Here is a 12,602-nt window from a genome sequence, read left to right on the forward strand (position 1 = left end):
CTGTAGTGTAGAAGATGTTGATAGATGAGGGAAATTAACCAGGAAATAACCCGTCTGGCGACGGGTTCTTTTTGAATCAGGCAAGGCGCATGATCCAGGCATCTGACTTACGATCGTAGTGCTCGCGAAATAGAACCGAATGTTCTCCGTTAAGAAGGGCCGGGACGCTGGTGTCGGCATCCCAGGCGTCCAGTTGCATACATAAATCCGGATCGGATTTACACGGAATGGTTAACGTTCGATCCCCTGGCGATTCGCCATGTAATTCGGCGTCGTCGATTTCAAAAGCGCCAATGCGCACACTGGTTTTCATCATCGTGCTCTCCGTTTATTTGCTGGTTGTGGTACGACCAGTTAGGGCGTCCATTTTTCAGCGTAGCCAACGTTAGCAAAAGCGCCAGTAAAAACGTGCGTTATCCTGTAAAGAGTTTGCCATCCCGGACAAGATCGCGTGGATAGCTATTCTTTAATCGCGAACCAATACGCTTTGCCAGGCCGAGCGGCTGATGCTGGAACGTAACCAGTACATCATCGGTAGTCGGCGCGGTTTGTGGGTAGATATCCCGGCCACGGTACCACTCTTCGGCTTCGGCAAGGGTCAGTTCAAACGCATGGCTGTGATTTGGGTTGGCAAGAGCAATTACGGCCTCATGCTGCCAGCGGTATCCTTTATTGTGCGTTTCAGCCAGTTTGACACCGAGTCGGGAAAAACGAACTTTGCCAATCAGGGGTTCAATCTCGGTTGGAAACAGCCAAATTTCTTTATCACGCTGCCACAGGCGCAGACTATCTTCCCACTGCAATCCACAGGCGTTAGCAGCCTCAGTGATAAGGGCAGATTCACGTCCTTTTAGCGGAGTGAACGGGAAGTTACCGACTTTGTATTTCGGCGCGGGTAACGCAGGAATGGAGGCCGTTTTGCGCAAACGCGCAACGAAGAAACCTTCACAATCGTAGATCTGCGGGAATACATGCAGGAATCCTTCCGGCGTCAGGGCGCGTTCGGCCTCCGGGAATAAATCGCCCAACGGTAAAAACTCGACGGCATCCGGGTAGGACTCAATCAACCATTGCATGATGTTTTCATTTTCGTCACGATTCAGCGTGCAGGTCGAGTAAACCATCGTGCCACCGGGACGCAGGGCATGAAAGGCGCTGTCGAGCAGTTCGCGCTGGGTCTCGGCGATTTGCAGATTACTTTCTGGCGACCAGTTTTTTAGCGCATCGGGGTCTTTACGCACCACGCCTTCACCGGAACATGGGGCGTCCAGCAAAATGGCATCGAAGGCTTCTGGTAATGCTGCGCCAAATACCCGTCCGTCAAAATGGGTGAGCGCGACATTGGCTATCCCGCAACGGCTGATGTTGGCGTGCAAGACTTTGACACGACTGGCGGAAAACTCATTCGCCAGAATCGTGCCCTGATTATTCATTTTCGCAGCAATTTGTGTGGTTTTGGAGCCGGGGGCAGCCGCAACATCCATTACGCGTTCCGGGGTATTGCCTTCGGCAAACAGCGCGGCGACCGGCAGCATCGAGCTGGCTTCCTGAATATAAAACAGACCGCTCAAATGTTCCGCGGTGCTGCCAAGAGGCACTGACTCCTCATCATCGCGTTCGATCCAGAAGCCTTCTGCACACCAGGGAATTGGAGTGAGTGACCAGTTGTAAGGCGCAGTCAGAGTGAGGAAGTCAACAACGGAGATTTTCAGCGTATTGACGCGGATACTGCGGCGCAGCGGGCGCTGGCAGGCAGCGAGAAAATCATCGAATGAGAGCGTGGAAGGCATTGCTTCACGCATTTGCGTCAGAAAGGCGTCGGGAAAATAAGCCACTTGGTACCACCGGCAAAAAAACAGGTGCGCAGTGTAGCATAACTGCTCCGGCGTACGTACTCGCGCCGGAGCAGTGGATACATTAACGTGGCAGGGCGGTGCCCCATTCACGCCACTCTTTTGGTTCGCTTTCGAGTAGCAGGAAGTGTTTACCGGCCTGCGCTTTCGGGGCCAGTGGCGTACCCGGCGGCGTAGCGAAGGCGATACCACCGCGGATGAACTGATTGAAGGTACCGGTCTTCACAACGCCGCCAGTCAAACCAAAGTCGAGATTGTATCCGGATGCCAGCCAGAACACGGAGTTGTTGCGCACCAGATGCTGATAGCGCTGGCTAATGCGCATGGCAACCATCACGCGGTCAGAAAGCGAGCCCAGCGTCAACCCGGTGACGGTACCCACTTCAATGCCTCTGAACAGGACTGGCGTACCGATATTCAGCGAACCTGCTTCCGGCGCTTCCACCACAATGCTCAAACCATCGAGGTAACGAGAGTCGGTGATAGTGGCTTCCTGCAGCTCAAAATCACGGCGCGGGTTACCGCGTCCTGGTTCAACGTTAATATACGGCTGTAAGATCGTATCCAGATGCTCTACGCCTGCCGCCGAAATTTGCGGTGTGATCACGGAGAAACGGGTACCGCTTCGGGCAAAGTTTTGCACGTATTCCGGATACAGAACCGCTTTTGCCTGAACTTCGTTACGGGCGGTGATCAGCTCAAGCGTCTGGATCTGGCCGATATCGATTCCCAGGTAGCGAATTGGCATGCCGGCAGCGAGTTTACCAGCGTCGAACGCGTGCAGGGTAATCTGGCCGCCCACTGCGCGCGCGGCGGTTTCGGAAGCATACAGAATACGCTTGTCGCCTTTGCGTTGGCTGGCGCTGGCGCCGCTCAGGTTATCGAAGCTAATCGCGCCTTTGAGCGCCCGCGAAAGGGGAGATGCCTGTACGGTCAAACCGCTGCCGTTAAGCTGAACCTTTGCCCCGCCTTCGGCCCAGAATACGCTGTTGCTGGTCAACAGATTGCGATATTCCGGTTTGATATGCAGATCGATATCAAATGCATCGGCGCGTGGACGAACGCTGATCACTTCACCGACTTCGAATTTGCGATAGAGCACCACCGAACCAGCCTGCACATCAGGTAACGTTTCGGCGCTCAGGCTGACCGTGGTGGTCGGCAGATCGCTCAGGCTGTTTTCAATCGCTTTTTCCAGGTTAGCATACAGCGGGTAGCTTTTTTTCATTTCACCTTTGGTACCGGTTAAAATGCGAATGCCGCCGCTGAGCCACTCACTGGCGCTGGCGCCAAGGAATTCAACGCCATCAAGCCCTACTTTGACATCCACACGGCTGTTGACCACGAACTTACTGTCACCTTGCACCAGGGCACGATGCTGTGGTTCAACGGCAACGGTAAATGAGACGCCTTTGCTGGAAAGCGTGCGCTCAATCACCTGACCGACCTGTACGCCGTGGAGAATCAGCGGCTGGCCAGCATCAATACCGTAACTCTCCGGCGCGGTCAGCGTAAACGTCATGACGCCCGGATCGTGCAATAAAGACTTCTCAGCGGGGATCACGGCAAACTGGCTACGCGGCTCGCCCTCGCCGGGTACCAGCTCGAAAGTTTTCCCCGTCAGTAGTGAACTGATATTTGCATCGCTTAACGACAATTTAGGGCTGTGTAATTCAATCCGCGTGTTGTCACGCAGCAGCGTTACGACACTGGGATCAACCGTCATTTCGCCGGTGACTTTACCGCCTGGATTTAAATCCAGTTTGGTCAGTTGACCGACTTCTAATCCTTGATACATCAGCGACGTTGAACCAGCCTTGAGTCCGTCGCCGCTGGGTAAATCAAGTTTGACGATCACCCCGCGCTGGCTATGCGCGAGATCCTGATATAAACCAAACGTGTCATCGGCCACCGCGGGTTTTGAGTCTTCAGGCGAATCAAAAGCAATGGCTCCATTGACCAGCGCCGCCAGACTCTCGAGCTTGATCTTCGCTCCGCTGAGGCTGACATCGGCATTTACGCCGGACACGTTCCAGAAACGGCTGCCTTTTTTCACCAGATTAGTAAAGCGACGTTCGATCAGCACGTCGATGGTTACGCCCTGATGATTTGGGTTGATGGTGTAGTCATACACCCGACCCACCGGAATCTTACGGAAATAAACCAGCGAACCGCTATTGAGCGATCCGAGGTCAGGGGCCCGCAGATGCAGCATCAAATCGCCATTATCCAGACGATATTTAGGTTGCGTATCGAGGGCGACGAAATGATCTTCCGGCTCGCCGGTTCCGGGCATCATGCCGATATAGTTGCCGCCAACCAACGCATCCAGACCAGAAACCCCGGCCAGTGACGCTTTCGGCGTGACCAGCCAGAACTGGGTATCTTTGCGCAGAGCATCTTTCATGGTCGATTTGATGCTGACGCGGACTTCAATTTTGCGCAGATCTTTGCTGAGGTTGATATCCTGCACCGTGCCCACTTCAACGCCCTGATAACGAACGGGAGTACGGCCCGGCACAATGCCGTCCGCAGACATAAAGTCAATGGTTACGGTATTGCCGCGATCTTCATAGCTTCCCCAGATAAGCCATCCTGCAATCATCAGCGCGATGAACGGCAGCAGCCAGAACGGAGAAATACGGCGTTTAGTTTTAATCTGCGCTTCAGTCTGCGAAGCGGGCGTTTCCTGACTCATGTGCATCCCAAAGTAAGCGGCTGTCCAGCCATTCCACAGCAAGAATAGTCAATATTACCGCTGCGCCGAAATAAAACGCAGCCGGTCCCATAGTAAAAGCAAGTATCTGATCGCGATTAATCAGCGACATGGTTAAAGCGATAACAAACAGATCCAGCATCGACCAGCGACCAATCCAGGTCACTATACGCAGCAGTTTGATGCGGGTACGCAATCCTTGCTCACATTTAAAATGGATGCTGATGAGCAACGTAAACATCACAATCACTTTGGTGAATGGCACCAGAATACTGGCGATAAAAACGATCGCCGCCACGCCGATGTTGCTGTTCGCCAGTGACATTATGCCTGACAGGATCGTATCTTCCTGTCGGCCGCCGTTGACATAAATTACCGAGATGGGCAGCAGATTAGCAGGCAAAAGCAGGACTACTGAGGCCAGCAGAGCAGCCCAACACTTTTGGATACTTTGATTTCTGCGCCAGCGCAATGGGATATGGCAGCGAGGGCAGCGACCGCGGGCGTCCGGATAACCTGTAAAATGGCAGCCGAGGCAGACGCGGAGCTTTTCATCGGGCCGACGAGCCGGTCTTTGCGGGTAGAAACGGTCCCAAAGCTGCTCAACGTTAAGATGCGACAGCGTCAAAATGCTCAGGATCACCAGCGCAATAAAAGCAAACAGCCCCACACCAGGTTGCAAAAAAGCATAGTCCTGAACTTTGATTGATGCGACGCCAATACCAACCAGATAGATATCAAGCATCACCCATTCTTTGAGTCTTTCCAGCATCAGCAGCACCGGGCGCAGGTTCATGCCAAGAATATTGCCGAACCATAGATAAGCGATTGAGGTAACCAGAATGATTGGTGCCCCGGCAACGCAAAACAGTACGAAAGATGCGGTGAGTGGGTCACCTTGTCGGGTCATTTGCCAGATACCTTGCAGCACATTGGCGTCAATGCGCACACCTAATAAATAGATGTGCAGGAGTGGTTCTCCCCAGGCAAAGGGCATCAGCAGCAGCATGGTGAAAGCCATTGCCGCCAGCCGTGTTAATGACCAGTCGCGTCCGTCACGAATTTTTGCCTGACAGCGTGGGCAAAATGCACTTTGGTGCGAACGCATTTTAGGCAAGCTAAAGATCAGGTCACATTCAGGGCAACGATGGTAATGTGCACGAGGAATTGCATCACCAATGGACCTGATGGCTATTTTTTTAGTCGGCGTGATGCGTGGTGTCGTTAAGGCCATGTATCGCGAATCAAATTGTTGAAGTAATGTTATCTTAACTCATGACGGGAATGATCTTGAGCATTAACGCATTTAATGTTTATTTTAGTAGGCTGCAGTTTTAGGTAAGACAACCAAGTGATTAAATAATGAACAAAATAGAGCTATACACGGATCTGAACCGTGATTTTCAGGCATTAATGGCAGGTGAAACCAGTTTTCTGGCAACGCTGGCGAATACCAGCGCGTTGTTGTACGAGCGTCTTGCAGAAGTAAACTGGGCCGGTTTTTATCTACTCGAAAACGATACGCTGGTGCTTGGACCCTTCCAGGGAAAAATCGCCTGTGTGCGGATCCCGGTAGGGCGCGGGGTGTGTGGTACCGCAGTAGCGCAGAACCAGGTGCAGCGCATTGAGGACGTTCATGCTTTTGACGGGCACATCGCATGCGATGCCGCCAGCAATGCAGAAATCGTTCTGCCAATCACCGTCGAAAATCAGATGATCGGCGTGCTTGATATCGATAGCACGGCGTTTGGCCGCTTCAGTGAAGAGGATGAACAGGGGCTGCGAACGCTGGTGGCAGCGCTTGAAACCGTGCTTGCAACGACGGATTACAAAAAATTCTTTGCGCGCGTAGCAGGATAATCAACGGATAACGTAGCAATTACTGATGACGTCATTATAATGTCGCCTGTTCATGCCTGCGCTTGTTGGCTACGTCCGTTGTAATCAGGAAATTTCATGGAAAATCAACCTAAGTTGAATAGTAGTAAAGAAGTCATTGCGTTTCTGGCCGAACGCTTCCCGCAGTGTTTTAGTGCGGAAGGCGAAGCGCGCCCACTGAAAATTGGCATTTTTCAGGATCTGGTAGAGCGTGTTGAGGGCGAAATGAACCTCAGCAAGACGCAGCTCCGCTCTGCCTTACGTCTCTATACTTCAAGCTGGCGCTATCTGTATGGCGTAAAATTGGGCGCAACGCGTGTCGATCTTGACGGCAACCCTTGTGGTGAGCTGGATGAGCAGCACGTTGAACATGCCCGCAAACAGCTCGAAGAAGCTAAAGCCCGCGTTCAGGCGCAACGTGCAGAGCAACAGGCGAAAAAACGCGAAGCGGCCGCTGCTGCCGGTGAAAAAGAAGACGCACCGCGTCGTGAGCGTAAGCCGCGTCCTGCTCCGCGTCGTAAAGAAGGCGCTGAGCGTAAACCTCGCGCTGAAAAACCAGCAGCAAAAGCACCGCGTGCTCCTCGTGAAGAACAGCATACCCCGGTATCTGATATTTCAGTACTGACGGTAGGGCAATCTCTGAAGGTGAAAGCAGGTAATAATGCGATGGATGCCACCGTATTAGAAATCACCAAAGATGGCGTCCGTGTACAGCTGAATTCGGGTATGTCTTTGATTGTACGCGCAGAACACCTGGTGTTCTGAAACGGAGGCCAGGCCTGGCATGAACACTTTTTTTAGGCTTACTGCGTTAGCTGGTCTGCTTGCATTAGCAGGCCAGGCACTTGCTGTAGAAGATATCACGCGTGCCGATCAAATCCCCGTATTAAAGGAAGAAACCCAGCATGCGACGGTAAGCGAACGTGTGACATCGCGTTTTACGCGTTCACACTATCGCCAGTTCGACCTGGATCAGGCGTTTTCGGCAAAAATTTTTGACCGCTATTTGAATCTGCTCGACTACAGCCACAACGTGCTGCTGGCGAGCGATATCGAACAGTATGCAAAAAAGAAAACGGTCCTCGGCGATGAACTGCGTACCGGTAAACTGGATGTCTTTTACGATCTCTATAATCTGGCGCAAAAACGTCGATTTGAGCGTTATCAGTACGCATTAAGCGTACTGGCTCGTCCAATGGATTTCACCGGTACCGACACCTTTAACCTCGACCGGAGCAAAGCCCCATGGCCGAAAAGCGAAGCAGAGCTTAACGCGCTGTGGGACGGCAAGGTTAAATTTGACGAACTCAGCCTGAAGCTGACCGGTAAAACCGATGCGGAAATTCGTGAAACGCTGACGCGTCGCTACAAGTTTGCGATTCGCCGTCTGGCGCAGACCAATAGCGAAGATGTGTTCTCTCTGGCGATGACGGCTTTCGCCCGTGAAATCGACCCGCATACTAACTATCTGTCTCCACGCAATACCGAACAGTTCAATACTGAAATGAGCCTGTCTCTGGAAGGTATTGGCGCGGTTTTGCAAATGGATGATGACTATACCGTCATTAACTCCATGGTAGCGGGTGGCCCGGCAGCCAAGAGCAAAGCGATAAGCGTTGGCGACCGTATTGTCGGCGTGGGCCAGACCGGAAAAGGTATGGTTGACGTGATTGGCTGGCGTCTTGATGACGTCGTGGCGCTGATCAAAGGACCTAAGGGCAGCAAAGTTCGCCTTGAAATCCTGCCCGCTGGTAAAGGTACCAAGACGCGCACCGTAACGTTAACGCGTGAACGTATTCGCCTCGAAGACCGCGCCGTGAAAATGTCCGTGAAAACCGTTGGCAAAGAAAAAGTTGGCGTACTGGATATCCCTGGCTTCTATGTTGGCCTGACGGATGATGTCAAAGTTCAGTTGCAGAAGCTGGAAAAACAGAACGTCAGCAGCATCATTATCGATCTGCGCACCAACGGCGGTGGCGCGCTAACCGAAGCCGTTTCACTTTCCGGTCTGTTCATTCCTTCTGGCCCGGTGGTTCAGGTTCGTGACAATAACGGTAAAGTGCGTGAAGACAGCGATACCGACGGCGTTGTGTACTACAAAGGCCCGCTGGTGGTGTTAGTCGATCGCTTCAGTGCTTCGGCATCAGAGATTTTTGCCGCGGCAATGCAGGATTATGGTCGTGCGCTAATCGTTGGTGAACCAACCTTCGGGAAAGGCACCGTACAGCAGTATCGCTCCCTGAACCGTATTTACGATCAGATGCTGCGTCCGGAATGGCCGGCGCTCGGTTCTGTTCAGTATACGATCCAGAAATTCTACCGTGTAAACGGTGGCAGTACGCAGCGTAAAGGCGTTACGCCGGACATCATCATGCCGACAGGCAATGAAGAAACTGAAACCGGTGAGAAGTTTGAAGACAACGCGCTGCCGTGGGATAGCATTGATGCCGCGACCTACACCAAATCAGATAACCTGACGCCGTTTGGGCCTGAATTGCTGAAAGAGCACAATGCGCGTATTGCCAACGATCCTGAGTTCCAGTACATCATGAAGGACATTGCGCGTTTCAATGCGCTGAAGGATAAACGCAACATCGCATCTCTCAATTACGCTCAGCGTGAGAAAGAGAATAACGAAGATGACGCAATGCGTCTGGCGCGTATCAACGATCGGTTTAAGCGCGAAGGCAAACCGCTGCTGAAGAAACTGGACGATCTGCCGAAGGATTACCAGGAACCCGATCCGTACCTGGATGAAACGGTAAAAATTGCGCTCGACCTGGCGCATCTTGAAAAAGAAAAGCCAGCGGAACAGCCCGCAACCGGTAAATAACCTTAAACAGGCACAAGAAATTGTGCCTGTTTTTTTAACAAACGCATGAAGACGTCAGTCTGATACGATAAAATGTAAAGTTGTGTCTTTCTGGTGACTTAGCACCTATGGATGCTTGAAAATAGCCATAAGACCCATACGATATGGGTAATCGCATAGTGCGTTTTGTTAAATTGAGGTTAAAAGAAAATTATGATGCGAATCGCGCTCTTCCTGCTGACGAACCTGGCTGTGATGGTCGTTTTCGGGCTGGTATTGAGCCTGACAGGGATTCAGTCAAGCAGCGTTCAAGGCTTGTTGATCATGGCACTGCTGTTTGGTTTTGGTGGTTCCTTCATTTCGCTGCTGATGTCCAAGTGGATGGCGTTAAAGTCCGTTGGTGGGGAAGTAATCGAACAGCCCCGCAATGAAAGGGAACGCTGGCTGATGAATACGGTAGCGAATCAGGCTCGTCAGGCCGGGATCGCCATGCCACAGGTCGCAATCTACCATGCGCCAGATATTAACGCGTTTGCTACCGGTGCGCGCCGGGATGCTTCGCTGGTGGCTGTGAGTACAGGCCTGTTGCAAAACATGAGCCCGGATGAAGCCGAAGCCGTCATCGCGCACGAGATCAGCCACATTGCCAATGGCGATATGGTTACCATGACGCTCATTCAAGGGGTGGTGAACACCTTCGTTATCTTTATCTCACGTATTCTGGCGCAAATTGCCGCTGGTTTTATGGGTGGAAACCGCGATGAAGGTGAGAGCAGTAACGGCAACCCGTTGATTTACTTTGCAGTGGCGACGGTGCTGGAGCTGGTATTTGGTATTCTGGCGAGCATTATTACCATGTGGTTCTCACGTCACCGTGAATTCCATGCGGATGCCGGTTCAGCAAAACTGGTGGGGCGTGAGAAAATGATCGCCGCGCTGCAGCGTCTGAAAACCAGCTATGAGCCGCAGGAAGCGACCAGCATGATGGCGTTCTGCATCAACGGTAAATCCAAATCGCTGAGTGAGCTGTTTATGACTCACCCTCCGTTGGATAAACGTATTGAAGCGCTGCGCAGCGGTGAATACCTGAAATAACTGGCAGCAGGCTAAAAGTAAAGAGCGCGTCGACAGACGCGCTTTTTTTTATCTATATTATTTGCCGGGGAGTTCAAAACAGATTTACCCGTCTCCCTGGTTACCAGAAGATTCATTTACTTCAGTTCGTGTGCAGTACCATCAGATAGCAAATGGATTCGGCGTAATGAAGATGTGATAGCGGCAATTAGAAAAATGAACTGGGTGAATACGCATCTCGTTTAACTACCATTGAAATACATGGATACATAATAGTTTTAACTGGCAGAACTCACTGACGCAGGTTAGTTGAGGCGAATTCATTTTCCTTAGGGTAAGAGTCAAAAACTATTATGAAACAAGAGCTTGTATTGACAGATGAAGACTTGCTGGCAAGAGGTAACGACCGATACGTCTTTCAGCATCCTCAGGATAGCAAGCTGCTGATCAAAATCGTTATTTCAGATATAGCTAACTATAAAAGCAAATTACGTGAAGTCTTCCGCGATCTCAAAGAGTGCAAGCCTAACCATCAAACTGACTCGCTTTATATGCAAAAGATCGAAGGTCTTGTTGAAACAAACAAAGGAGTAGGGCAGATCACTGTGAAGGAGTGCGATGAACATGGCAATATTGCGCAAACTCTTTATCAGCTCGCCGTGAAAAAAGAACTCGATGACAGTAAATTACAGAAGCTGAATGCTTTTTTAGCATGGTTTGTCAGCACCAGAGTCATTATTAACTCTCTGCATTGTAAAAACATTGTTTACGCCTGGGACAGCGAGCGTCAGGAGTATCGCTTCAAAGTCATTGACGGGTTTGGTGACAAAACGTTTTTTCAACTCAGTAAGCTTTCACAGTCAGTTCGCGATAAGAATAAAATCAAATGTCTCAAGCGGATGCTTAACGATTTGAATGGCCTTCAACAAGCTTAACCACACTGGTTAGAAATAGTCTAATCATAATTGTTTGTTGCTGGATATCCAATACAACGAGCTGATTAATAGAGGTTTTTACTCAGACGTTCGTTGTATATCAACTTCTTGAAACATATTCTTAATTGCCCGGCTTATGTGCTCATGTTTGCAGCTTAAGTATAGATTGCTGGCAGTTTCATTATCGGCTTAACCCGATATCAGTATCCTCGTAGACCCAGTGAACTTTCTTATCAACCCTCCCGTTATCTATTTTTCATTCCTGTCTTCGATATAGCAAATATCTCTTCCTTTGAAGCAATATTTACTATTTTCCCAATAGTTCGGTCAGGATCTGATCTTAACAACACAGTATGATCTACTGAAACGATGGTGGATTTTTTGTATTTTATATTTTACAGACTGTGCTGCCAGATATCTTTATGGCCAAAACATCTATAAATTAATTTTTTATTAGTATAAATAACTGACATTGTGCATGCCGATTATAATGAAGGTGTCATTTTTAAAAGTAAATACATTACAAGATTTCTCATCTACAGTATCGATTCCTGAACGGAAATTCAGGAATTAGAAAACGACAGGAGTTATTGGTTTGCTGCAACAAAAATATATTGTTTTTACTCAGGATACTTACCTTCGTTGTTCTATAGACGCTTTGATGCAAGCGAGTTTTACAGAGAAAATATTGTGTTTCTGCGATGTAGATTCATTTCCTACACTGGATGCGCTTTATCGTGCAATTGAATCAGTCTGTGCAGATACTAGAATAATCACTATCTCACGGGGATTATGGCTCTCCCGGTTACTTGGAAAACTAGTTGATTTGGAAATGACAGATGATTTCTACAAGTGGCGTTTATGTATCTTCAGGGGACAAAAAAATCACTCCCGTAAGGTAATCGATAAAATACTAAGCATCAGACAACTTAAGACATTAACCCGACGAGAGATATATGTTATTCATTTATTACTGGCTGCAAATAGCGTCAGCGAAGCTGCTAAATTAGCAAGAATTGACGTTAAGTTTTTCCAGTCGATAACAATCGCTATTGCGCGTAAATATAATTTACGTAATTCTAACGAACTGCACTTTTTTGTTCGTAAATTTATGCTGTGGAGTTAGCGTGGTAACAGCTATGTGGAATTTAACTATACAAATCATTAACACTGCGTTGTCTTTGCATTAAACTGAATTGGTGTTAATGACTGTTTTTATCATATAAATAAGATAAAGTATCTATAATACGTCAAATTATCGATATAAATGGATGTTTTTGTGAGCCAGGAATAGTATCCGCCCCGTACAGGTTGCTCAATGTTTCTGCGGAAAA

General features: G+C 49.6%; 10 protein-coding genes. 6 read left to right on the forward strand and 4 right to left on the reverse strand.

Translation table 11 applies throughout. The features are described from left to right. Positions 1–76: 76 nt before the first annotated feature. The 4 genes from WHR59_RS10195 to yebS all read right to left on the reverse strand — a co-directional run bounded on the left by WHR59_RS10195 (position 77) and on the right by yebS (position 5,803). Positions 77–313, reverse strand: a complete 237-nt coding sequence (locus tag WHR59_RS10195; protein WP_029139506.1) for a YebV family protein — start codon at positions 311–313, stop codon at positions 77–79. Positions 314–413: 100 nt separating this feature from the next. Continuing rightward, a complete protein-coding gene (rsmF, locus tag WHR59_RS10200; RefSeq protein WP_043017932.1) occupies positions 414–1,802 on the reverse strand; it encodes a 16S rRNA (cytosine(1407)-C(5))-methyltransferase RsmF in 1,389 nt (462 codons plus the stop codon). Positions 1,803–1,917: 115 nt separating this feature from the next. Next, the gene (locus tag WHR59_RS10205) at positions 1,918–4,551 is read right to left on the reverse strand and encodes a PqiB family protein (RefSeq protein WP_338843951.1); all 2,634 of its coding nucleotides are present in this window, start codon (positions 4,549–4,551) and stop codon (positions 1,918–1,920) included. Next, a complete protein-coding gene (yebS, locus tag WHR59_RS10210) occupies positions 4,520–5,803 on the reverse strand; it encodes a membrane integrity lipid transport subunit YebS (protein ID WP_043016680.1) in 1,284 nt (427 codons plus the stop codon). Before yebS ends, WHR59_RS10205 begins: the two co-directional genes overlap by 32 nt. Before the next feature lie 128 nt (positions 5,804–5,931). Here yebS and WHR59_RS10215 point away from each other — a divergent pair, with 128 nt between their 5' ends. The 6 genes from WHR59_RS10215 (at position 5,932) to WHR59_RS10240 (ending at position 12,394) form a co-directional block, all read left to right on the forward strand. Next, positions 5,932–6,429, forward strand: a complete 498-nt coding sequence (locus tag WHR59_RS10215) for a GAF domain-containing protein (RefSeq protein ID WP_043016679.1) — start codon at positions 5,932–5,934, stop codon at positions 6,427–6,429. 96 nt (positions 6,430–6,525) lie between these two features. Then, positions 6,526–7,212: an RNA chaperone ProQ gene (gene proQ / locus WHR59_RS10220; protein WP_003833781.1), complete on the forward strand. Its 687-nt coding sequence runs from the start codon at positions 6,526–6,528 to the stop codon at positions 7,210–7,212. 19 nt (positions 7,213–7,231) lie between these two features. Continuing rightward, complete coding sequence (gene prc / locus WHR59_RS10225; protein ID WP_043016678.1) at positions 7,232–9,280, forward strand: carboxy terminal-processing peptidase; 2,049 nt, start codon at positions 7,232–7,234, stop codon at positions 9,278–9,280. A gap of 192 nt (positions 9,281–9,472) precedes the next feature. Further along, entirely contained in the window at positions 9,473–10,354 is an 882-nt protein-coding gene (gene htpX / locus WHR59_RS10230; RefSeq protein WP_043016677.1) for a protease HtpX, read from the forward strand. Positions 10,355–10,686: 332 nt separating this feature from the next. Further along, positions 10,687–11,268, forward strand: a complete 582-nt coding sequence (locus WHR59_RS10235) for a YrbL family protein (RefSeq protein ID WP_043016676.1) — start codon at positions 10,687–10,689, stop codon at positions 11,266–11,268. Between the two features lie 595 nt (positions 11,269–11,863). Further along, positions 11,864–12,394 carry a hypothetical protein gene (locus WHR59_RS10240; protein ID WP_338843952.1) on the forward strand — a complete coding sequence of 177 codons (531 nt, stop codon included), beginning with the start codon at positions 11,864–11,866 and terminating at the stop codon, positions 12,392–12,394. The last annotated feature ends 208 nt before the right edge of the window (positions 12,395–12,602 follow it).

The sequence above is a fragment of the Citrobacter europaeus genome, from assembly GCF_037482245.1.
GTDB classification, from domain to species: Bacteria; Pseudomonadota; Gammaproteobacteria; order Enterobacterales; family Enterobacteriaceae; genus Citrobacter; species Citrobacter europaeus.